The sequence below is a fragment of the Actinospica acidithermotolerans genome (genome assembly GCF_018139625.1).
In the GTDB taxonomy this organism is placed as follows: Bacteria; Actinomycetota; Actinomycetes; order Streptomycetales; family Catenulisporaceae; genus Actinospica; species Actinospica acidithermotolerans.
Window position 1 is genome coordinate 1 of sequence record NZ_JAGSOH010000013.1, and the last position, 22,964, is coordinate 22,964.

Annotated in this window: 19 protein-coding genes and 1 pseudogene; 14 read left to right on the top strand and 6 right to left on the bottom strand. The window is 69.2% G+C overall.

Translation table 11 applies throughout. The annotated features are described in order from the left end of the window. The 8 genes and pseudogenes from KDK95_RS07280 to KDK95_RS07315 form a co-directional block, all read left to right on the top strand. Positions 1-249 (top strand): annotated as a pseudogene (locus KDK95_RS07280) (DNA polymerase III subunit gamma and tau); the annotation flags it as partial. Positions 250-360: 111 nt separating this feature from the next. After that, positions 361-714, top strand: a complete 354-nt coding sequence (locus tag KDK95_RS07285; protein WP_212517331.1) for a YbaB/EbfC family nucleoid-associated protein — start codon at positions 361-363, stop codon at positions 712-714. 17 nt (positions 715-731) lie between these two features. Continuing rightward, entirely contained in the window at positions 732-1,343 is a 612-nt protein-coding gene (recR, locus tag KDK95_RS07290; protein ID WP_212517255.1) for a recombination mediator RecR, read from the top strand. Continuing rightward, on the top strand, positions 1,336-1,866 hold the full coding sequence (locus KDK95_RS07295) for a DUF5063 domain-containing protein (protein WP_212517256.1): 531 nt from the start codon (positions 1,336-1,338) through the stop codon (positions 1,864-1,866). The genes recR and KDK95_RS07295 overlap by 8 nt, the downstream gene beginning before the upstream one ends. A 168-nt stretch (positions 1,867-2,034) precedes the next feature. Then, positions 2,035-3,300 carry an aspartate kinase gene (locus KDK95_RS07300; protein ID WP_212517257.1) on the top strand — a complete coding sequence of 422 codons (1,266 nt, stop codon included), beginning with the start codon at positions 2,035-2,037 and terminating at the stop codon, positions 3,298-3,300. 5 nt (positions 3,301-3,305) lie between these two features. Then, the gene (locus KDK95_RS07305) at positions 3,306-4,376 is read left to right on the top strand and encodes an aspartate-semialdehyde dehydrogenase (RefSeq protein ID WP_212517258.1); all 1,071 of its coding nucleotides are present in this window, start codon (positions 3,306-3,308) and stop codon (positions 4,374-4,376) included. Between the two features lie 245 nt (positions 4,377-4,621). Continuing rightward, positions 4,622-5,173, top strand: a complete 552-nt coding sequence (locus KDK95_RS07310) for a SigE family RNA polymerase sigma factor (protein WP_372463281.1) — start codon at positions 4,622-4,624, stop codon at positions 5,171-5,173. Further along, entirely contained in the window at positions 5,173-6,351 is a 1,179-nt protein-coding gene (locus tag KDK95_RS07315) for a hypothetical protein (RefSeq protein WP_212517260.1), read from the top strand. Before KDK95_RS07310 ends, KDK95_RS07315 begins: the two co-directional genes overlap by 1 nt. Positions 6,352-6,423: 72 nt before the next feature. On the opposite strand, the gene KDK95_RS07320 is transcribed toward KDK95_RS07315, so the two are convergent. After that, the gene (locus KDK95_RS07320; protein WP_212517261.1) at positions 6,424-7,455 is read right to left on the bottom strand and encodes a cytochrome c oxidase assembly protein; all 1,032 of its coding nucleotides are present in this window, start codon (positions 7,453-7,455) and stop codon (positions 6,424-6,426) included. Positions 7,456-7,711: 256 nt separating this feature from the next. Next, positions 7,712-8,137, bottom strand: a complete 426-nt coding sequence (dtd, locus tag KDK95_RS07325; protein WP_212517262.1) for a D-aminoacyl-tRNA deacylase — start codon at positions 8,135-8,137, stop codon at positions 7,712-7,714. Positions 8,138-8,178: 41 nt separating this feature from the next. Between dtd and KDK95_RS07330 the strand changes: the two genes are divergently transcribed. Next, the gene (locus KDK95_RS07330) at positions 8,179-8,700 is read left to right on the top strand and encodes an O-acetyl-ADP-ribose deacetylase (RefSeq protein ID WP_212517263.1); all 522 of its coding nucleotides are present in this window, start codon (positions 8,179-8,181) and stop codon (positions 8,698-8,700) included. After that, positions 8,697-9,305 (top strand): DUF4291 domain-containing protein, encoded by a 609-nt coding sequence (locus KDK95_RS07335; RefSeq protein WP_212517264.1) that lies wholly within the window; start codon positions 8,697-8,699, stop codon positions 9,303-9,305. Before KDK95_RS07330 ends, KDK95_RS07335 begins: the two co-directional genes overlap by 4 nt. A gap of 125 nt (positions 9,306-9,430) precedes the next feature. On the opposite strand, the gene KDK95_RS07340 is transcribed toward KDK95_RS07335, so the two are convergent. The 3 genes from KDK95_RS07340 to KDK95_RS07350 form a co-directional block, all read right to left on the bottom strand. Further along, a complete protein-coding gene (locus tag KDK95_RS07340) occupies positions 9,431-12,829 on the bottom strand; it encodes a choice-of-anchor D domain-containing protein (protein WP_212517265.1) in 3,399 nt (1,132 codons plus the stop codon). Between the two features lie 448 nt (positions 12,830-13,277). Continuing rightward, the gene (locus KDK95_RS07345; RefSeq protein WP_212517266.1) at positions 13,278-13,766 is read right to left on the bottom strand and encodes an ester cyclase; all 489 of its coding nucleotides are present in this window, start codon (positions 13,764-13,766) and stop codon (positions 13,278-13,280) included. Positions 13,767-13,848: 82 nt separating this feature from the next. Further along, on the bottom strand, positions 13,849-14,211 hold the full coding sequence (locus KDK95_RS07350; protein ID WP_212517267.1) for a DUF4267 domain-containing protein: 363 nt from the start codon (positions 14,209-14,211) through the stop codon (positions 13,849-13,851). 1 nt (position 14,212) lies between these two features. Here KDK95_RS07350 and KDK95_RS07355 point away from each other — a divergent pair, with 1 nt between their 5' ends. Beyond that, positions 14,213-15,031, top strand: coding sequence for a TetR/AcrR family transcriptional regulator (locus tag KDK95_RS07355; protein ID WP_212517268.1), 819 nt, complete (start codon positions 14,213-14,215; stop codon positions 15,029-15,031). 217 nt (positions 15,032-15,248) lie between these two features. Here KDK95_RS07355 and KDK95_RS07360 read toward each other — a convergent pair whose 3' ends face one another. Next, on the bottom strand, positions 15,249-15,716 hold the full coding sequence (locus KDK95_RS07360; RefSeq protein ID WP_212517269.1) for a MarR family winged helix-turn-helix transcriptional regulator: 468 nt from the start codon (positions 15,714-15,716) through the stop codon (positions 15,249-15,251). 81 nt (positions 15,717-15,797) lie between these two features. Here KDK95_RS07360 and KDK95_RS07365 point away from each other — a divergent pair, with 81 nt between their 5' ends. The 3 genes from KDK95_RS07365 (at position 15,798) to KDK95_RS07375 (ending at position 22,872) form a co-directional block, all read left to right on the top strand. Further along, the gene (locus tag KDK95_RS07365; protein WP_212517270.1) at positions 15,798-16,760 is read left to right on the top strand and encodes a quinone oxidoreductase family protein; all 963 of its coding nucleotides are present in this window, start codon (positions 15,798-15,800) and stop codon (positions 16,758-16,760) included. Between the two features lie 303 nt (positions 16,761-17,063). Further along, positions 17,064-19,925, top strand: a complete 2,862-nt coding sequence (locus KDK95_RS07370; RefSeq protein ID WP_212517271.1) for a beta strand repeat-containing protein — start codon at positions 17,064-17,066, stop codon at positions 19,923-19,925. A 70-nt stretch (positions 19,926-19,995) separates the two neighbouring features. Further along, complete coding sequence (locus KDK95_RS07375; RefSeq protein ID WP_212517272.1) at positions 19,996-22,872, top strand: right-handed parallel beta-helix repeat-containing protein; 2,877 nt, start codon at positions 19,996-19,998, stop codon at positions 22,870-22,872. Positions 22,873-22,964 lie beyond the last annotated feature (92 nt).

A 22,964-nucleotide genomic window follows, 5' to 3' on the forward strand; every position in this document is an offset into this window, starting at 1 on the left:
CCCCCGCAGTCCGCCGCCGCGCCCCCGCCCTTCGTCGTGGCCGAGCCGCCGCCGGAGCCGCCGGGCGACTACGACCCGGGTCCGCCGCCGCCTTTCATGGACGAGGCGCCGCCGGACGAGCCCTTCGACCCGCATCTCGCCGCCCTGAGCGACGAGGCGGTGCCCAACGATCCCGGGCCCTCCGCCCGCGATCTGCTGATCAAGGAGCTCGGCGCGAGCTTGATCGACGAGATACAGAACCCGGATTGACCCGCCGGGGCCCGGCCCGCGCAAGGCCGGCGCCCCGTAGGCTCGAGGAGTAACCGGCCGACGGGCCGGCGAGGAACGAGGGAGCAGCAGGTGTTTCCAGACGGATTCGACATGGGTTCGCTGATCCAGCAGGCCCAGCAGATGCAGGAGCAGCTGGCGGCGGCCCAGCAGGAGCTCGCCGAGGTCACCGTGACCGGCACCGCCGGCGGCGGCCTGGTCGAGGCGACCGTGTCCGGGCTCGGTGAGCTGAGCGGCCTGAAGATCTCCCCGGAGGCGGCCGATCCGCAGGACACCGAGACGCTCGCCGACCTGGTGGTCGCCGCGATCCGGGACGCCAACGCGCAGGCCGAGGCGCTGCAGCAGGACAAGCTCGGCCCGCTCGCCGCGCTCGGCCAGGGCGGCGGCTTCGGCGGCGGCCTGCCCGGCGGCGGCACCGGCGGCGCGACCTTTCCGCTCGGCTTCTAGGAAGAGAACCACCGACCGTGTACGAGGGCGTGGTCCAGGACCTGATCGACGAGCTCGGGCGGCTGCCGAACATCGGCCCCAAGTCCGCCCAGCGCATCGCGTTCCACCTGCTGCAGGCCGATCCGGTGGACGTCAAGCGGCTCGCCGAGACGCTGCTGAAGGTGAAGGAGACGGTCCGCTTCTGCGAGGTGTGCGGGAACGTGGCCGCCGCCGAGCGCTGCCGGATCTGCCTGGATCCGCGCCGCGACGCCTCGGTGCTGTGCGTCGTCGAGGAGTCCAAGGACGTCGTCGCGATCGAGAAGACCCGCGAGTTCCGCGGCCGCTACCACGTGCTCGGCGGGGCGCTGTCCCCGATCGAGGGGATCGGCCCGGACGAATTGCGGGTACGCGAACTCATGGCCCGGCTCGCCGACGGCGTGGTGACCGAGCTGATCCTGGCCACCGACCCCAATATGGAGGGCGAGGCCACCGCCAGTTTCCTGGCCCGCATGGTCAAGCCGCTCACCGCGGACGGCTCGCTGCGGGTCACCAGGCTCGCCTCCGGGCTGCCGGTCGGCGGCGACCTCGAGTACGCCGATGAAGTCACCCTGGGCCGCGCGTTCGCCGGAAGAAGGAAGATCGATGGCTGATATCGCAGTGCTGGACGACGACCTGGAGTTCACCTCGGCGATCGCCGATCAGGTGGAGTCCTTCCTGGTCGCGGTGCGGGCGGTGGCCCGCGGCGAGGCGGCCGCCTCCGCGGTCTCGATGCTGCTGCTCGAGGTCTCCCAGCTGCTGCTGGCCGGCGGACGGCTCGGCGCGATCGCGGACGTGATCCCCGAGGAGCGCTTCGAGGAGGACCCGGGCCCGGACCCCGACCTGGACGACCTGCGCGACCAGCTGGCCGTGCTGCTCGACCCGTGCGACATCTACCGCGAGGTCTTCGACCCGCTGGCGGTGCCGACCGAGGTGGAGACCCGGCGGATCTCCGACGACATCGCCTCGATCGTCACCGAGCTGGCCCACGGCCTGACCCACTTCCGGGCCGGCCGGGAGACCGAGGCGCTGTGGTGGTGGCAGTTCTCCTACCTCTCCGGCTGGGGCCCGGCCGCCTCCTGCGCGCTGCGCGCCCTGCACTCGATCGTCGCCGGCTCGCGGCTGCAGGAAGCCTGAGCGGCGCGCTGCGCCCACGGAGTGGAACGAACGGGACACTTCGGCGCCGCGCCGTTACGATGACTCCGCCACCGGTTCGTCGACGCACGCCAGTAGACGTGCGCGGCCGGAGGCGGCGTCGCACGGGTCAGTAGGCCCTGGGCGCACGAAGAGAAGACGGAGCTCACTGTGAGCCTTGTCGTACAGAAGTACGGTGGCTCCTCGGTGGCCGACGCCGAGAGCATCAAGCGCGTGGCCAAGCGCATCGTCGCGGCCAAGCGCGCCGGAAACGAGGTCGTGGTCGTCGTCTCCGCCATGGGGGACACCACCGACGAGCTGATCGACCTCGCCCAGCAGGTCTCCCCGCTGCCCGAGGGCCGGGAGCTCGACATGCTGCTGACCTCCGGCGAGCGCATCTCCATGGCGCTGCTCGCGATGGCGATCGGCTCCCTCGGAGTCGAGGCGCGGTCCTTCACCGGGTCCCAGGCAGGCGTCATCACCGACCGGGTGCACAACAAGGCGCGGATCATCCGGGTCACCCCGGGCCGGATCCACAAGGCGCTCGAGGAAGGCGCGATCGCGATCGTGGCCGGCTTCCAGGGCGTCTCCGACGACACCAAGGACATCACCACGCTCGGCCGCGGCGGGTCGGACACGACCGCCGTCGCGCTGGCCGCGGCGATGGGCGCCGAGGTCTGCGAGATCTACACCGACGTGGACGGCGTCTACACCGCCGACCCGCGGCTGGTCCCCGCGGCCCGCAAGCTGCCCCACGTCCAGTACGAGGAGATGCTGGAGCTCGCCGCCTCCGGCGCGAAGATCCTGCACCTGCGCTGCGTGGAGTACGCGCGGCGGTTCGACGTCCCCATTCACGTACGGTCCTCCTTCTCCACACTGGAGGGCACCTGGATCCGCAACACCCCCGAAGGAGCCGAGATGGAGCAGGCGATCATCGCCGGTGTGGCGCACGACACCAGCGAGGCTAAGGTCACCGTGGTCGGCGTCCCGGACAAGCCGGGCGAGGCCGCGAAGATCTTCCGGGCGGTGGCCGACGCGGAGATCAACATCGACATGGTGGTGCAGAACGTCTCCGCCGCCGCGACCGGCCTGACCGACATCTCCTTCACGCTGCCGAAGACCGACGGCGCCAAGGCGATGAGCCTGCTGACGAAGCTCAAGGCGCACATCGCCTTCGACTCGCTCGCCTACGACGACCAGATCGCCAAGGTCTCGCTGATCGGCGCCGGCATGAAGTCGCACCCCGGCGTGACCGCCGTGTTCTTCGAGGCGCTGGCCAAGGCCGGGGTGAACGCCGAGATGATCTCCACCAGCGAGATCCGCATCTCCGTGGTCTGCCGCGCGGACAGTGTCCGGCCCGCGGTCGCCGCCATCCACACCGCCTTCGAGCTCGACGCCGAGGCCGAGGCCGTGGTCTACGCGGGGACGGGGCGGTAACGGGCATGGGCGAGTACTCGAAGAAGCTGCCGACCCTGGCCGTCGTCGGCGCGACCGGTGCCGTCGGCACCGTGATGCTGGACATCCTCTCCACCCGGCAGAACGTCTGGGGCGAGATCCGGCTGATCGCCTCGCCGCGCTCGGCGGGCAAGCTGCTGACCGTCCGCGGCGAGCAGGTGCCGGTCGTGGCGCTGAGCGAGGAGGCGTTCGACGGCGTCGACGTCGCGATGTTCGACGTGCCGGACGAGATCTCCGCGCAGTGGGGCCCGGTCGCCGCCGCGCGCGGCGCCGTCGTGGTGGACAACTCCGGCGCCTTCCGGATGGACCCCGACGTGCCGCTCGTGGTGCCCGAGGTCAACGCCGCGGCCGCCCGGCAGCGGCCGCGCGGGATCATCGCGAACCCGAACTGCACCACGCTCTCCATGATCGTCGCGATGGGCGCGCTGCACGCCGAGTACGGGCTGACCAAGCTGGTCGTCGCCTCGTACCAGGCGGCGTCCGGCGCCGGCCAGCCCGGCGTGGACACCCTGCGCGACCAGCTGGCGAAGGTGGCCGCGACCCCGGGCCTGGGCACCCAGCCCGGCGACCTGCGCCGCGCCGTCGGCGACCTCGGCCCCTTCCCGGCGCCGCTGGCGCTGAACGTGGTGCCGTGGGCCGGCTCGCTCAAGCAGGACGGCTGGTCCTCCGAGGAGCTCAAGGTGCGCAACGAGTCGCGCAAGATCCTCGGGCTGCCGGAGCTGAAGGTCTCGGCGACCTGCGTGCGGGTGCCGGTGCTCACCACGCACTCGCTGGTCGTGCACGCGACCTTCGAGCGCGACGTGACCGTCGAGCAGGCGCACGGCGTGCTGCGCGACGCCCCCGGGATAGTGCTCTGCGACGATCCGGCGAACGGCGAGTTCCCCACGCCGAACGACGTGGTCGGCACCGACCCGACCTGGGTCGGCCGGATCCGGCAGTCGCTGGACGAGCCGAACGAGCTCGAGCTGTTCGTGTGCGGGGACAACCTCCGCAAGGGCGCGGCGCTCAACACGGCGCAGATCGCCGAACTGATCGCCGCCGAGCTCACCGCGGGCTGATCGCGGGCCGACCACGGCGAACGACGGCCCAGGCCGATGGGCAAAACCCCCTCCGGTTCACTCCTGAGGGGGTTTTTCCTATGAATCACCCCTCCGAGACGGTCTCGGATGGCATCCTTGGGGCTCGTGAGTGCCCCCCGGCGGTTCAATCCAGGAAACACTCGAACGGGGTACAACGGTCGGTGGGTTCGCTTTGTCTAACTGTCGTGACTTCTGCCGCTCTGCCCGCGCCCGAGGGGCTGGTTCTGCCGCCGCTCGTCCATCGGCCGCGCCCGGCCTCCGCGGGAGGTGCGGTGGCGACTGACGTCGACGTGACGACGGATCTGCTGACCGAGACCTATCAGCGCCATTACTCGTCGCTGCTGCGTCTCGCGGCACTGCTGCTGGACGACGTCGCCTCGTGCGAGGACGTGGTGCAGGAGGCGTTCATCCGGGTGCACGCCGCCCGCGCGCGGGTACGGGAGGCGGACAAGCTGCTCGCCTACCTCCGGCAGACCGTGGTCAACCTCTCCCGGTCCACGCTGCGCCGCCGGCTGCTCGGCCTCAAGCTGCTGCCCAAGCCGATGCCGGACGCGGCGAGCGCGGAGGAGGGCGCGTACGCGGCGCTGGAGAAGGACGCCCTCATCCAGGCGCTGCGGGGGCTGCAGCGGCGCCAGCGCGAGGTGCTCGTGCTGCGATACTTCTCCGACATGACCGAAGCTCAGGTCGCCGCCGCGCTGGGACTCTCGATCGGATCGGTCAAGGCGTACGGCTCGCGGGGTATCGACGCTCTACGCGCTCGATTGGAGGAGCAGTGATGAGCGAGGAGCACGGGGGCCGCTCCGGCGCGCCGCACGACTCCTCGGAGCCTCGCGGGCTGGACCCGGAGGAGCTGGCCGCGGCGTTGCAGCGGTCCGTCGCGGCGATCGGCGCGGACGGGCCGCCGCGGGCCGGCCTGGCGCGGATCCGCAGGCGGGCCAAGGCGCGCCAGCGCAGGCGCACCGTCATGGCGAGCAGCGCCGGAGTCCTGATGCTCGCGGTGGTCGTGGGCTCGGTCACCGGCAGCAGGTTCGACATCGTGCCGGTGCTGACCGGCGTCGTCGGGCTCGGCGGCGATTCGACCAGTGGCGCGCCGACCGCGACCCCGCACGCGGGCAGCTCCGGCCAGGTGCGCACGGTCAGGCCCCCGGCCGCCGTGGCCGGGAAGAAGGGGCCGGCGATCGGCCCGGTCACCGCGAGCGCGACGCCCTCGGCCCTCGCGTCGGCCGGTGTCCCGCAGTGCACGGCGGCCGACCTCACGGCGAAGGCGACCGTGGACGCGGTGATCAACGGCGTCTCGTACGGTCACGTGGACGCCGTCGCGAGCGCGACGTGCGCGGTCGCCGGGCCGCCGGTGCTGCAGGTGGAGAATCTCGCGGGCACGGCCGTGCGCTCGGTGGTGATCCTTGAGCACGAGTCCACCGACGGCTCGCAGCTGCCTGACGTCGCGACCTGGGGCGCGGTACTGAAGTTGCAGGCGGGTCAGGGCTTCACCCTGCAGTACGCCTGGGCGCCCGACGAATGCTCGGCCGCTGTGGCGACAGGAAGCGCGACGGCCAGCGGCAGCGCGTCGCCCTCGCTGAGTGCCGCGGCGAGCCAGAGCCCGGAAAGCACCTACTCGCTGAGCTACCTGGTCTCGGGCACCTCGCCGACCCTCCCGGCGGACCTGCAGGCCGCGTGCGGGGCGACGGTCTACGTCACGGACATCTACCGCCCTGGCGCCTACGCGCTGCCAGTGGCCACCGCGTCGCCGACTCCGCAGGCGTCCACGTCCTCGGCTCCCGCGCCGACCCAGGCGCCGACCACGCTGTCGCCCGCGTCCAGCTCGCCGACGACGGCACCGACGTCTGCGGCGGCCACCAGCAGTGGCACCTCGACGAGCAGCAGCAGCGCGACGACGGGTTCGGCGACGCAAGGAGCGGCCAACGCGACCGCGATCCCGTCGAGCACGTCCTGACGGCCGTTACCGGGCCCGGGCTACTCGGTTCCGTACCGGGCCCCGGCTACTCCGCTCCGTACCGGGCTCCGGCTACTCGGTTCCGCCGCCGAAGCGTGCGGAGAGCTCGGGGTCGGTCTCCCACCAGGGGCGGAAACGCTCCTGGGCCGAGCCGTCCCCCGGCGCGATCTCGACCGCGACGACCTCGAGCTCGTCCTGCGCCGCGTCCTCGACGACGGCCTCGTCCTTGCGCAGCCCGCGCCAGAGCGCCGCGAGCAGCGGGATGCTGGTGATGTCGCCGACGATCCAGAACACCGCGCCGCCGAACGCCTGGTTCCAGGCCAGGCCCGACGTCGCGCCGAGGCTCAGCGGCGCGAACAGGACGTTGTGCGGCAGCGTGCTCAGGGAGGCGTAGTAACTGCCCGCGACGAGGCCGCCGCCCAGCCAGAGGATCATCGCCACGCCCGCGTCGCCGATGCCCTCCACGAAGCTGATCCACACCGAGATCATGTGCGAGAACTTCTTCGGCACCGGGTCGAGCTGGATGCGGCTCCAGAAGTACAGGAAGCCGACCGCGCACAGCACCAGGTGAGTCAGCGCGTCCACGGCGTCGTTGGTCAGGGACGTGAGGTACCAGCCGGTGAAATACAGCGCGTACGGCGTGACGAGAAGGATCATCGAGACGACGGCCGGGAACGTGAGGAACCGCAGCGGCTTCGAGGCGACAACCCTGCGCGCGAACCGCGCGTCGCGGCTTTCACCCGTGGTCAGCAGCGTGATCGGTGCGCTGCACGCGAAGAACAGCGGCGTGGTCATCAGCAGCAGCGCGTTCTGCAGCGCGCGGTCCCAGAACAGCACCTTCTCGTAGGAGCCGATGAAGGACATCGTGGCCAGCGTGAAGAGCACCGCCGACGTTCCGAAGCACACCTTGCGCGCAAGAGGGAAGGGACCGGCCACGCGCTGGTAGCGGCGTACGCCGAGGACGTAGCCCACGACGCCGACAAGCAGCACGACCAGCATCGCCGGGTCGAACTTCCACGCCGTGAACACGTCGCTCATGTGCAGCGGGGACGCCGGTCCGCAGCCCTGACTCAGGCAACGTCCGGCCGCGTCGGCCAGCACCACGATCCTCGCCCTCCTGCCGCGCTCGCCCAAAAAGCCCGGTTACTTCCGGTTCCTCGCCTCAGCACGGTACCCCGCACGGGTCTGGCGCTCGGAGGCGGGGTTCAGTAGGAGCAGAACTCGATCAGCGTGCCCTCGGGAGCGCGGACGTGCGCCACCCGCATTCCCCACGCGCGCTGATCCACCGGCTTCGCCACGGACTCCGCGCCGGCCGCCACGGCCTGGTCGTAGAGTCGACATGCCGCGATCTTACGCGGAGTCAGAGTTCGAGGAGGACGGTGAACGGCCCGTCGTTGACCAGCCGCACCTTCATCTCCGCGCCGAAGACCCCGGTCGCGACCGTGGCCCCCAGCTCGCGCAGGCCGGCCACGACCTCGTCGAACAACGGCTCCGCGACCGACCCCGGCGCCGCCGCGGTCCACGACGGCCGACGGCCCTTGCGGGCGTCGCCGTAGAGCGTGAACTGCGAGATCAGCAGCAGCGGCGCGTCCAGGTCGGCGCACGACTTCTCGTCCGGCAGGATGCGCAGCGTCCAGAGCTTCTCGGCCAGCCGCCGCGCGTTCGCCGACGTGTCCGTGTGCGTGACGCCCACCAGCACGCATAACCCGGGCGCGTCGATCTCGCCGACCGTAACGCCGTCCACCTGCACACTCGCCTCAGCTGCCCGCTGAACCACCGCTTTCACGCGGAGATAATCCCATGGACGACTTGCGTAGGCTTGGGGCCATGCCGATTCCGTGGATCACGCTGCAGGAAGGCGACATCACGCAGGTCGCCGTCGATGCGATCGTCAACGCGGCGAACTCCTCGCTGCTCGGCGGGGGCGGCGTGGACGGGGCGATCCACCGCGCCGGCGGCCCGCGGATCCTTGAGGAGTGCCGCGCCCTGCGCGCCTCGCAGTACGGCAAGGGCCTGCCCCCCGGCCAGGCCGTGGCGACGACGGCCGGCGACCTGCCCGCGCGCTGGGTGATCCACACCGTCGGCCCGGTTCACTCGACGACCGAGGACCGCTCCGACCTGCTCGCCGCCTGCCACCGCAACGTCCTGCGCATCGCCGACGAGCTCGGTGCGCGGACCGTCGCCTTCCCGGCGATCTCCACCGGCATCTACGGCTGGCCGCTCGCCGACGCCGCACGCATCGCGATCGGCACCGTCCGCGAGACCGACGCATCGGTCGTTCGCGATGTGCGCTTCGTGCTCTTCGGCGAGACCGCTTTCAATCACTTCAAGACACATTTGGACCGATGACGGACATAGCAGTACCCAACAGGCAGATCCGCGCGAGCTACGACGACTCGACGATCACGGTGTACCAGGCCTACAGCCCGGCCATCGGCCGGCCGGCGGCCGCGAACGGCCGCTTCGGCGGCGCCTTCAAGCGCGAGCGCATGACCTGGATCAAGCCGTCCTTCCGCTGGATGATGTACCGCTGCGGCTGGGCCCTCAAGCCCGGGCAGGAGCACGTGCTGGCGATCCGGATCTCCCGCGAGGGCTTCGAATGGGCCCTCGCGCACAGCGCCTTCGCCCACTACGACGCCAAGCTGCACGTTGACCGCGAGGCGTGGCGCGCCTCTCTGGACAACCCCGTGCGCATCCAGTGGGATCCCGAGCGCGACCTGCACTTCCGTCCGCTCGACCACCGCTCGATCCAGATCGGTCTCGGCGGCGAGTCCGTCGCACGCTACTGCGACGAGTGGATCGTGGGCATCGAGGACGTCACCGTCCTCGCGCGCCGCGTCCACGCGACCCTCAGCACCGAGCAGGCCCCGTCCGCCGCGATGGAACTGCTCCCCGCCGAACGCCCGTATCCGGTGCCCGACGCGATCGCCGCGCAGATAGGGATGTGCAGATAGGGATGTAGAGACGACCGGAGGCCCCCACTCGGAAAGTGGGGGCCTCCGGCCTGCTTACGGACGTGCTCTCGCGGAACCGGGCTCACGGATCCTGCTTACGGATCCGTGCTCACGGAACCGCCGAACTACCCGGCGGAGACCTCGAGGATCTGCGCCACGCCGCTCGTCAGACCGGCGATGGTCGGGCTGGTGAACTTGGTGGCCAGGGTCGTCTGGGTCGGTGCGTCCCAGTTGCCCGCCTGCCAGGATCCGTTGGCGTTGCGGATGTCGTGCTTGAGCACACCGCTCGTGGTCACGGCGATGATCTGCGAGGAGCCGTTCGGCATCGCGGTGATCGTGGCCTCGGCGATCCCGGTGGACCCGGCCGGGACACCCCAGCCGCTCGACTGCCACGAACCGTTGGCGAGGCGGATGTCGTGCTTGAGGACACCCGTCGAGGTCACCTCGACGATCTGCGACGAGCCGTCGGGCATGCCCGCGATGCTCGCGTAGGTCACCTTCACGCCGGTCTGGGTCAGCGCACGCCAGCCCTGCCAACTGCCGTTGGCGTTGCGGATGTTGTGCTCAAGCACGCCGCTCGTGGTCACGGCGACCAGCTGCGAGGAGCCGTTCGGCATCGCGGTGATGCTGGCCTCGGCGATCCCGGTGGACCCGGCCGGGACACCCCAGCTGGACGCCTGCCAGGTGCCGTTGGCGTAGCGGACGTCGTGTTCGAGGGTGCCGGTCTTCGTCACTTCGATCAGCTGAGACGAGCCGTCAGGCATACCCGCGATGCTCGCCGAGACGGCTGTCGTGTTGTTCTTGGGCACGCCCCAGTTCTGCCAGGTGCCGGCGCTGCTGGAGTAGACGGTGTGCTCGACCGTGCCGCTGGTCGTGACCGCGACGGCCTGCGAGTCACCGTCCGGCATCGCGGTCACCGCGGTCTGGGCGATGCCCGACGAGTTCGCCGGTCCCTGCGTCCACGCGCTCCACGTGCCGGTCGAGCTGCGCAGGGCGCTGAACAGCTGGCCGCTCGCCGGTACGCCGGTGCCGGTCACGTTGACGTACATCGCGCCCTGGCCGGTGTCGGTCGACACCTCGTAGGCGCCCGAGTAACTCTGCGCCGCGGTCGGGGTGAACGTCATCGTGACCGTGTAGGTCTCCCCAGGCGCAAGTTGCTGGCCTTCGGGGATCGGGTTGGTCGCGGCGAACGGAGCCGTGGGCGGAGCCGCCTTCGTCACCGTCAGGTTGACGTTTCCGGTGTTGGAGACGGTGAACGTCTGCGTAGCCGTCTTGCCCGCCACCACGTTGCCGAAGGACAGGCTCGTCGGACTGATCGTCACCTGCGGATCCGCCGCGATCGCGCTACCGGTCAGCGGGATGGTGAGCGAACCCTGATCGGACGTCAGCACGATCGACGAACTGTCGCTCGCCGCCACCGCGGTCGGCGCGTACGTGGCGCTGATTGTGGTGGTAGCGCCCGGGGCCAGCGTGCTGCCGACGGCGGGAAGCCCGCTGGCGGTGAACGGCGCGTTCGGACCGGTCACGCTGCTGAACGTCTCGGTGCTCGTGCCGGTGTTCGTCACGCCTACGGTCAGCGTCTCGCTACTGCCCACGGCTCTGGTGCCCCAGGCCAGCGAAGTAGGCGTCGCACCCAGTCCTGCTTGAGTGCCCGTTCCGTTAAGCCCGAACTCGAAGTTGCCCACGTCTGTGGTAACTGTCAGTTCGGATGTATCTGCGCCCCAGGTCGTCGGGCTGAAGGTCACCGGGACGGTCAGCGTCTGACCGGCCGTCAGGCTCGTCGGCAGGGACGGGGTGGTCGTGCCGGCCGAGAACGGCGCGTTTGCGCTGACGCCGGTGATCGTCACGTCGCGCGTGGCGGTCAGCGTCGCGGTCGTGGTGCCGGTCGAGCCGACGGCCACGTTTCCGAAGCCGGTCGACGCGCCCTGCAGTGTGGCGGTCGTCGGCGCGCCGAAGCCGAGCAGGTGGCCGTCGCGCGTGCCGACGTAGACGCGGCCGTTGTTGGTCGCCGGCACCGAGAACTTGGTGACGGTGCCGAGCGGCCAGGAGCGCAGCAGCGTCATCACGCCGCTGGAGGGCACGGCGTTGTAGACCATCAGCTGGCCGTTGGTGCCGGTCGAGCCGGAGGACTGGATGACCCAGACGAGCGCGGAGCCCGACGTGGTCCCGTTCGAGGTGACGACGGGCGAGCCTGAGCTGAAGGGGAAGGTCTGCTGGCTGGTGCCGGCCACCCGGAACGACGGCACCCCGGATCCGGTCAGGCCGTATGCGAGGGCGACGAGGTGGCTGTTGGACTCGGAGACGTACACATAGCCGCCGTCGCCGCCCCAGACCGCGGGGTGGCCCCACACGCCGGAGAGCTGCGTCTGGCCGACGACGGCGTCCGTGCCACCCGAGCCCTGCGCGCGGCCGCCGAGGGAGGCGCGGTTGAGCAGCCACAGGCGCCCGTCCTTGCCGATCTGCACCATCAGGTGCGGATAGGTCGAGGTGCCGAACTCGGCGTCGGGCAGCGCGGCCGGGCCGCCGGAGGAGACGTCCTGGTCGTTCGCGTCGAGGGTCGAGGCATTGGCCGGTGAGAAGAAGTCGGAGGCCGAGATGGTGCCGTCGGACGCCACGTTCAGGTGAACGACGGACTCGGAAAGATCCTTAGGCGGCGAGGTGCCGACGCCGACCGGAGGCGTGACGCCGTTGCCGGTGGCGATGTACATGCCGCTTGAGCCGTCCGTGACGATGCCGCCGCCGGACTGCCAGATTCCCGCGCCCGACGCGTTCGAGCCCGCCTCGTCGGTCCACATGTGCAGCGACTTCGTGCTCGCGTTCACGCCGACTACGTAGCCGCGGTAGGGGCCGTAGTCGCAGTGGCCGCCGAACGCCATGTAGACACTGCCGTTCTGGAACAGGATGCCCGGGCGCTGCAGCTCGCGCTCGGGATTGAAGCTGACCGCCGTGTCGTTCGAGGGCGATCCGGCGATCGACACCGGCCAGCCGGTGCGGATGGCCCCGGTGGTCGCGCTCATCGCGTAGAGGTAGTAGTGCGGCACCGTCGCGTTGGCGCCGTCGTTCACCTTCGCCGTCAGGTACACGTAGCCGGTGGACGCGTCGTAGACCGGGGTCGAGGTGATCCCGATGTCCGGCACGAGGTCGCCGCAGCCGATCGTGGAGGCCGGCCAGGAGGGGCCGAGGTAGTCCTGCCACTCGATGGCGCCGGTCTCGCTGTTGATGCCGTAGACGTGGTTCTCCTCCGTCCCGACGATCACCGTCGTGCCCACCACGAGCGGCTGGGCGTAGACCTGGCCGACGACCGCGGTGGAGAACAACTCGCCGAAGTCGCTCCCGGTGACGGAACCCGAGGTGAGCGACGCCTCGTTCTGATCCCAGCCCGTGCGCTGGTTGTCGTTCGAGACGGTGACGACGTCGGCATGCGCGCTCGCGACCGACAGAGTGGCCGCCGTCATCCCGACGAGCAGCGAAAGTATGAGCACCCGTATTCGGGTGGATCCGGTGCGCGGCAGCGCGGATCGCATGGACCAGTCCCTCCCTCAGCCCGGATTCGCCGGGCACCCGCCGATCGGTGAACCAGCCCGCCGGCAGCGCGGCGGGCACTGGTTTTACCACGTCTTGGGCAGACCATAAGGGTGCTCTCATGATCATGGGAAGTGAGCGGCGGAAGTGTTACAGGGCTGGTTCATCCGCCCCTTGCCGCGATCCGTCGGGATGTCAGGTTTCGGACAAATCGCCCGGATGCCGCGCGTCGCCCGGATGCCGCGCGTCGCCCGGATGCCGCGCCTCGCCCGGACGCCGCGGCGCGCCCGGACGCCGCGGCGCGTCATCCGCGGCGGGGCCTGCGGGGCCCTGGGCCCTTGCGATCGTCCAGGCCCATCGCTGGACAGGGCAGCGGTGCGGGGCCGGTAACGGTGGATGAGGGCCGGGCCGCCCGGCCGGATTCCCGGCCGGGTGTGGCCTTATGCGGTTCTAGTTCCAGGCGGCCGGGACGGGAGCGTCGACGGGGGCGGCGAGTTGCGCCATCAGGCCGGCGAAGTCCTCGAGGTGCCAGGTGACGACGATTCGGTTGTCGCGGACCTGGTGGATGTCGATGGTGCGTATCTCGATGCGCCGACCGGTGGGCTCGTACCCCATGAAGGCGCCCTGATGGGTTCCGCTGACGGTGTTTCGGACGGCGACGCGGTCGCCTGCGACGAGGATGTCTTCGTGCGCGACGTGGTAGTCGGGCATCGCCTGGCGGAATGCCGCGATCTGGACCGGCATGCCTGCGGGTCCCTGCTGCTGGCCGGGAGCGAGCGGGATGTCGATCCAGTCGTCGGCGAGGATCTCGCCGTAGACGGTGGTGTCGCCGGTGCGGAACGGCTCGTAGAAGGCGCGTACGACGTCGATGATGCCCGGGTCGGAGCGCGTGTCGGAGCCGGTGGCCGCGGACGTGTCGGGGCGGTTCGCAGTGGTCATGGCAGTGCCTTTCTGGTGACTACGGGTCGGGACGGGTTGAGCGGGTGGCGGCGGTGGCCGGGGCGTGGTGGCCGGAGCGGCGCTAAACGAGCGCGAGGATGAGGCCGACGGCGACGAGGAGCGCGGCCGTGACCGCGTGGACAGTCAGCGCTTGGCGGAGGGTTCCTCCGTTGGTTCGCACGATGACGGCGTCTCCGATCGGGGTGATCGCCGCGGCGAGCATGGCCCAGCCGAAAACGTGGATGCCGCCGGCCGCGAGGGCTACGAGTGGCACTACTCCGGAGGTGATGTCGCGGACGCCTTTGATGCTGGTCAAGGCGCGCAGGCTGTCTGCGGGCACGCCGAATCCGGCCATGGCGATCTCGGGGGCGAGCAGGAACCGGCCGCCGATGAACAGGATGAAGGCGCAGCCGAGGAGCGCGACGGCGAGGGCGACGATCGTCATTATGATTCCTTTCAACGTTATCTATCAGCGTTCTATAACGACGTTAGCACAAGATTGGCGCAAGCGTCTGCCTGGCGCCGAGCACCAGTCCTTCCAGGTCACTGCGCATGGCGGCGTCGGGCCGGGCGAGGATCGCCGTTCGCTAACGCTGATAGGTAACCGTGCTATGGTCAGTGCCATGTCCCCCAAGCCCGCACCCGACCTCGAACTGCGGCGAGGTCAGATCATCCGCGCGGCACAAGAGCTCGCCGAGTCAGACGGCTGGGCCGCGGTGACGACGCGCGCGGTCGCCTCCCGGCTCGGCGTCACCCAGCCCGTGCTCTATTCGGTCTTCACCGGCCGGCAGGCAATCATCGACGCCGTGACCCTGACCGGATTCGCCGAACTCGCCGAAGCCCTTGAAGCAGTCGAAGCCGAGCCCATGGCGCGCATGCGCGCCTACCTCGAGTTCGCCGTGGCTCGGCCTCACCTGTACGAAGCCATGTTCTCGATGCCCTCGGACCTGCGATTCGGAACCGAGAGCGCCCCTGAGCCGCTTCAGCGCGCCTTCGCGGCGATCCACGAGACCTTCCCGGGCCCCGACCACAGCAGAGCGGAAGTCGCCTGGGCGACCCTGCACGGCCTGGCCACCCTCCAGATGGGGGGACGCCAGCCCGCGTCGCGCATGCAGAGCCGCCTGGAATACGCCCACTGCATACTGACGCAGTGTGACCTGGCTCCAGCGGATGCGAGCCGATCGGCACCTAACCCCACCCGGCCGCGCCGGGCAGGGTCCCGCGGTGATTCCGGCGGGCGGGAAACCGGCCCGGAGCGGCACTGATACCCGCGTGAACCCCGCCCGGCCGGGCATCTCACGACACCGGATGCCCGAGGCGCCGGGGGCCGCCCGGCGCGGTGCGTCCGGTGATCGACCACGTGCACTGCACATGCTCGCCGAGATCGCTGCGGCGCGTGGCCTGCTCGATTGCGGCGTCCGTTTACTGCGCAAGCACGTCGCCGACATGGTTCGGGTGACGCCTGCGAACCGCTCGTCGGTCTCAGTCGCTGACGGCTTCCGTGCCCGGCTCGAACCCGTTGCGGCGCATGTCGGCACCTACGATCCGGCTCGCCAGCCTGGCCAGGTCCTGCCGCTCGTCGTCCGCGAGGTCGGCGAGCAGGTTCCCGATCCGCACGGCGAAAAGCTCGGCCACCTGCTCGACCAGGTTCCGCCCGTCGTCCGTGATCGAGACGCGGGCCACCCGGCGGTCGATGTCGCTAACGGTCCGGACAACCAGGCCGCGCCGTTGCGCGCGGGAGATCAGTCCGGTGATCGAGGACTTGTCCAGGTCCAGGTGTCTGCCGAGCTCGTTCATCGTCGGCTCGCGGTCCCGGAGCACCCCGAGTAGTCGGGTCTGGATCAGCGAGAGGTCATAGTCCGCGGCGATCTCGGCCAGTGCGTTCTGCACGAGGAACGACAGCTGGGCCAGGGCGTCCACCAGGCCGAGGGTTTCGTCGCGCGAGCTCATGCTCCGATCCTACTTGGAAAGGTACGTGCCACCAACTATATTAGTACGTGGCACAAACCAATCCGTTCGGAGGGGAACCCCATGGACATCCACGCCGCCGTAGTCCGCTCGTTCGACGCCCCGCCCCGCTACGAGGCCTTCGACCTGCCCGCCCCGTCCGACGAGGACCACGCGGTGGTCGAGGTCCTGGCCGTCGGCCTGCACCCGCGGGTGCGTTCCGGCGCCGCGGGCAGCCATTACACCAGCACCGGCAGCCTGCCGATGGTCCCCGGGATCGACGGCGTCGGACGGCTGGCGGACGGCCGCGCGGTCTACTTCGTCGCCGACGACGTGCTCGGCCCGATGGCCAACCGGACCGTGATCGACACCCGCCGCAGCGTCGCGCTCCCGGTCGGCGCCGACGTGCTCAAGATCGCCGCCGCGATGAACCCGGCGATGTCCGCCTGGGTCGCGCTGCGCCGCCGGGTGCCGATCGAGCCCGGGCAGTCGGTGCTGATCCTCGGCGCGACCGGCAGCGCCGGGCAGATGGCCGTCCAGGTGGCCAAACGCCTCGGCGCGGGCCGTGTCGTCGGCGCCGGGCGCGACAAGGCCCGCCTCGACGCGCTGCCCGAAGTCGGCGCGGACGCGACCGTCGCGCTGAGCGAGGACGCCGACGCGACCGCCGCCGCGCTGGCCGACGCGGCATGCGAGGTCGACCTGGTCATCGACTACCTCTGGGGCAAGCCCGCGAGCGAGGCGATGATGGCGCTGCTGCTCGCCCGCTCCGACCGCAGCAGGGCGCTGAACTGGATCCAGATCGGTTCGATGGCCGGTCCGACGATCGAACTGCCGTCGGTGGCTCTGCGCTCGGCGAACTTCCGCCTGCAGGGCAACGGGCAGGGCGCGGTCTCCACGAGAGCGTACCTGGCCGAACTGCCGTCCCTGATCGAAGAGATCGACAACGGCGGCCTCCGAGTGAACGCGCAGGCGGAGCCACTCACCGAAGTGGAAAGAGCCTGGACCACGCCCGAGGTCCCCGGAGTGCGCACCGTCCTGATCCCCTGACACGGAAGCAGAATCGACGAAGGAGCTGTGATGCCCGGCCTTGAACATCATCGCCGGGTACGTCGGCTGAATCCGGCGGCGACCGATCGATCGGGGACTCGAACAGCCCCCTGATGACGTCGGCATGTCGGCCGGGAGCCTGTACGCCCCAGTGGCTCCAGCCGCCCGCACCCGACTGCGCTGAGAGCGATCAGGGCTACCAGTTGGGCCGCGGCTGTTACGGGATTGTCGAACGCGCACGCAGACCGAGTCCCGCAACCCACGTATACCCTTGTTGTCTTATAAGAAAATGGGGGAGGGTCAATGCGCCGAACTGGCGGCGTCGCGGCAGTCGCGCTGCTCATTTCCGTCGGCTCGCTTGTGGTGCCGGCGGCTGCCCACGCTGCCTCGGACACGACGTTCTACGTGGACGACCACAACGCCGCCGTCACGTGTTCAGACTCCACGTCGGACAGCGCAGTCACGCCGTACTGCACCATCCAGGCCGCGGTCGATGTGGCGACGAGCCCGGGCGACACGGTCATCGTCGCTGGGGGAAACTACCGGTGGTTCAGCGTCACGGCATCGGGCACCGCCGCCGCGCCGATCACCATCGAGGGCGCTGGCGGCAGCATGGCGGCATTTGTCGGCGCAGGTGGGGCGACGAACACCGTGCCCGCCATCGCCGTGAGCGGCGCCTCCTATGTGGTGGTGAAGAACCTGAGCGTCGAGGCGGAAGACAACGCGTCCGCTGTGGCGATTTCGAACTCCTCCCACATCACGCTCGACAGCAGCACAATCTGGCAGACCAATTTCAGTGTGGGGACCGCAGACCCCTCCATCTCGGTCAATTCGGGGTCCACGGCTATCACCATCAGCAGGAACCGCATCACGGCCGATTATTCGACTGGCGCGATCGGCGTGCAGGGCGGTTCGGGCGACGTAATCACCACTAACGCCGTGTTCGATTCGCGGCAGGGTCCGGCCATCACGCTCAATCAGGCGCCCGACTCGGACGTCACCAGCAACGGAGTCGCCAACAGTTGCGGACAGGCCGTCGCGGTGACGAACGGGTCGACATCCGCGAGCATCGAAAACAACCTGCTCCAGGCCATGACCGGCACCAGCACCAGCGCAGGCTCATGCGACATCAGCGGTAGCGCGGCCAGCACCGTTCTCGTCGACGGCACTTCGACGGTGGGCAGCGTGGCGGACTACAACGACGTGTCCAGCCCGCAGGGAGCGTCGACTCTCTACTCGTGGGCAGGGGTGGCCTACCCCTCACTGAGCGCGCTTTCTACCGCGACCGGGCAGGGGGCCCACGACCTCGACAACACGAGCCGGAACCTTATTGACGACGCGAACTCCGACGCTCCCGGGGAGCTCACGACCGACATCAACGGCAACCCGCGGGTGGACGACCCGAACATCGCGAACACTGGAGCGGGTACGTACTCGTACTACGACCGCGGTGCCACCGAGACCGAAGACCCGATCAGCGTCGCGACCGCGGCCAACTGGCCCACTCTGATGCCGAGCGGGTCGGCTGGAACCTTCACTGCCGCGGTGTCCGATGGCTGGTCGGACACCGCGATCACTGGTTGCGTTTACGACTTCGGTGATGGCACCGGCACCACCTCGGTCTCGCCGGCCGGCGGGAACTGCACCGCGCAGCACACCTATGGTGAGGGCGCCAGTTCCCGCACTATCAAGCTCACGGTGGTGGCGAGCGACGGCTACTCGACCACGAAGACATCGAGTGTCGCATTGGGCGTCGGCGGCGATCTTGTCGCGTCGCTCGACGTCGGGAGGGCTGGCGCCCGGACCGTGGACGTGACCAACGTGGGCTCGCACGGCTGGAACCTGGTGACGTGCACGTTCAACTTCGGTGACGGCACCGAGCAGACCGTGCAGGGCGGTGGGTGCGGCATCGGTACGGACTACTCGCACTTTTACCAGAACGTCGGAACGTACACGGTGACGGTCACCGTCACGGACTCCGACGGACAGGTTGCCACCTCCTCCGGCAACTTCACGGCGACAGGCGACTTCTACACGCCGCTGACCAGCCCCGTACGGGTCCTCGACACGCGGCACGCCACCGGCGTTCCGACAGCTGCGAAGGTCCCTTCGGGCGGCACCATTCGGCTCAAGCTGGCCGGCGCCGACTCGGTGCCCACCGACGCGGCCGCCGTGGTACTCAACGTCACGGAGACCAACAGCACCGGCGGCGGATTCATCACGGTGTATCCGGGACTCACCACGGTGCCGACCTCCTCGAGCCTGAACTTCGGCGCCGGTCAGACCGTCGCCAACACGGTGATCGTCAAACTCGGCACCGACGGCACGATCAACCTGCGCAACAGCAGCACCGGCTCCATCGACCTGATCGCCGACCTCGAGGGCTACTACGCCGTCGACGGCAGCTCGTTCATCTCGAGCAGCCCGGTCCGCGAACTCGACACCCGCGCGACGCACACGACGCTCAAAGCTGGCGCGACGGTGAAGGTCAACCTCGGTATCGGGATTCCCGCCACCACGGCCGCCACGCTCAATATCACGGCGACCAACGCCACGCGGGGCGGCAACATTACCGCGTTCGCGGACGACGTCTCTGAGCCCTCCTCGTCGAACCTGAACTTTGGTCCGGGCCAGACCGTGGCGAACGAGGCCGTCGTGCACGTCGGTGCGGACGGCGGCGTCGAGCTCGAGAACAACAGCCCTGGCACGGTAGACCTCATCGTAGACTTCACCGGATCGTTCAGCTCCGGCCCGACCGTCGGGTTCGCCTACGTGCCGATCGACCCGGTCCGGGTGCTCGACACGCGGCAGCCCGCCGCGCAGCTGTCCGTGGGCGGCAAAATGGTCTCGGGCGCCCTGCCCGCCGACACGACCGGCATGCTTGAGTTCCCCGGCGCTCCGCCCTTCGGCGGACCGGCCACTCCACGCGCGATAGCGGCGAACGTCACCGTCACACGGCCCACCGCGGGCGGGTACATCGTGACATATCCGGACGATATCAGCGGCGTGCCGAACTCCTCTACCCTCAACTTCGGCAAGGGCTCGACCGTCGCGAACGCAACAAACGTGGCCATAGCCCAGGCCGCGGTCAACGGTATCGACCTCTACAACGGCAGCCCGGGATCGGTGCAGCTGGTGGTCGACGTCGACGGGTACTACGCCTGAGGCGGCGGGCAGTCGCTACCCGCATGGGCGCATGAATGTTCGCGTTTGAATAAAGATCAAGGGGGATGCGATGTCTAAGCGCCAAGTCGCGGTCGCCGTCGCGGTGTTGACAGCCGCGGGTTCCATGTCTTCGCCTATCGTCGCGCATGCGGCCTCAGCGACGCCGTTCTATGTCAACAATGCCAGCACCGCACACTGCTCGGACTCGACGGTGGATAGCGCGGCCACGCCCTTCTGCACGATCCAGGCGGCGGTTGATGCGGCGACGACTCCAGGTGACACCGTCAATGTCGCCGGCGGCCTCTATGCGCCGTTCACCGTGACCGCTTCGGGGACCGCCCAGAGTCCGATCACCATCGAGAATCCCCAAGGCGATGGAGGCGTAGCCACCACCGTCTACGCAGCGCCCGGGTCGAGCGCGACGCCCATCACCGTGGACGGGGCGTCCTTTGTGTCCTTCAAAGGGATCGAGGCGGAAGGCACCGAGGGTCAGACCATTCTGGATGTCACTGGCTCTGCATCACACATCAGCGTAGACAGTTCGATCATCTTCCAGCTGCGGCAGGGAGCAGTACAGCTCTCAGACCCCGATGTCGCGATCAATGACGGTTCGTCTGACGTCACCCTGAGCAGGGACGTAGTCAACGCGGGCGAAGGCAACACCGGCATCCTCATCCAGGGCAGTTCAGGTGACGTCGTCACAACCAACCGCGGCATTGCACAGGGCGGCCCATTCCTCACACTTGATCAGGCCACGGATACTGCCGTCACCAGCAACACGATCGCGCGCGCTTGCGGCGATGTGCTCTCCGTAGCTGACGGCTCTACGGCGACCTCGATCCAGAACAACATCGTCACCGGTGAGCCGGATGAGTCAATCGGCGGCTGTTCCTCCGGCAACACGACGGCGACCGCGGCGCTTCAGGTCGACGACTCCTCGACCGCCGGGACGGTTGAGGACTACAACGACGTCGTGGCCTCGGTACCCAGCGGCGAGGCCACACCACCCTACGTGTATTACTCGTGGGCGGGCACCGGATACGACTCGGCGGCCGCCTTCAATGCTGCCACCGGCCAGGGTGCTCACGACTCGAACTCCACCGATGCAAGCGCGGCCATCGACTCGGCCAACTCCGACGCACCCGGTGAGCTCTCGACAGACATCAATGGAAGCCCGCGCGTAGACGACCTCGATGTGCCCAATACCGGCGCGGGTACGCGTGACTACTACGACCGCGGTGCCGCCGAGACCGAGGACCCGATCCATTTCGGGGGCCCGGGCAGCTGGTACTCGACGTTTCCGGTCGGCGTCGCACAAGACTTCTCGATACCAGTGTCCGACGGCTGGACCGGTGCCACGATCAGCAGTTGCTCGTACTCGTTCGGCGACGGCATTTCCTCGGTACCGAGCGCGCCAGTGAACGGGGACTGCACCGCCCAGCACACATACTCGACCGCCGGCGTCTACCCGATCACGCTCTATGTCACCGCAAACGACGGATACCAGACTGGCATCAGCGGCCGTATGACCGTTGTCTCCAACGAGCTCCAGCCGAACCTCGAGCTCACTTCCATCAACGCGCGCACCGTTCAGGCCGCTGCGGCGCCGGCCAACCCCTACGGCTGGACGACCGCGGAGTGCGACTTCTCCTTCGGAGACGGCACGCCCGACGTCCAGACGAGCGTCAACGGCTCGACGTGCAAGGCGACCCACGATTACTCGACCGTCGGCGTCCACCCGGTTTCGGTGACCGTCAAGGACTCCGGCGGCGAGATCGCGACGCAGACCACAGACTTCACCTCGTCCGGCTACTACTTCAATCCTATGACGCCGGTGCGCGTCCTCGACACGCGCAAGCCGATCGGCGTGGCGAGGGCCGCGAAGATCGCCCCTGGCGGGACGGTGAAGCTTAAGCTCACCGGGACCAACGGCGTGCCGGACGGGGCTGCCGCCGTCGCGCTGACGGTGACCGCCACGAATATCGCGGGCGGCGGATTCGTCGTCGCGTATCCGGATGGCACGACCGAGCCGAATGCCTCGAACCTCAACTTCGGCAAGGGGCAAACGGTCGCGAACACTGTAATCGTCAAGCTCGGTACGGACGGTGCGGTGGTGCTGAAGAACAACGGGACCGGCACGCTCGATCTGATCGCCGATCTCCAGGGCTTTTACGCGGTGACCGGCTCCGGGTTGGTGCCCGTCAACGACGTCCGGGTACTCGACACGCGGTCATCGAAGACAACGATCCCGGCCGGTGGCACCGTGAAGGTGAATCTCGGCTCGTACACCGGGATCACGACGGCCGCGCTCAACCTCACGGTGACGAACCCGAAAGCCGGCGGATTCATCGTCGCTTACCCGGATGGCGCGCCGCGGCCGGACTCCTCGGATGTGAACTTCGGCACCGGCCAGACGGTGGCCGACGAGGCGGTGGTCAAGGTCGGGTCCGACGGCTCCGTGGACTTCACCAACGGTGGTACGGGCAGCGTCGACCTGGTCGTCGACCTGACCGGGTACTTCAGCGCGACCGGCATGGAGTCCTTCGTTCCGATCGACCCGACCCGCTACCTCGACACGCGTACGAGACTCGGGACGTATAAGGGCGGACTCACCTCGACGGGCGCGGTCGCGGCCTATGGGACCACGCAGCTAATGATCGCGCTGAATGACCAGATCAGCGCCGTACCGCCGTGGGCCGCCGTCGTTGCCGCGAACGTGACCGTCACCGAACCGACCAAGACCGGGTACATAGAGGCCTATCCCATCCAGGACCAGGCGGCACCCGGAACCTCAACGCTGAACTTCCCCGCGGGCGCGACGGTGGCGAACGCCGCCACGATCGTGGAAACCTTTCCCGGCACGAGCGGTGGCGGCGGCATCAACCTCTACAACGCCAGCCCCGGCACGGCACAGATCATCGTGGACGTGTCCGGCTACTACTCCTGACGGACACTCCGGACGGTCGGTCACGCCCTTACCGGCCCCGCGCGGCAGCCCGCACCGGCCCGCTCTGGGGCCAGTTTCGGGCGCGCAATCCG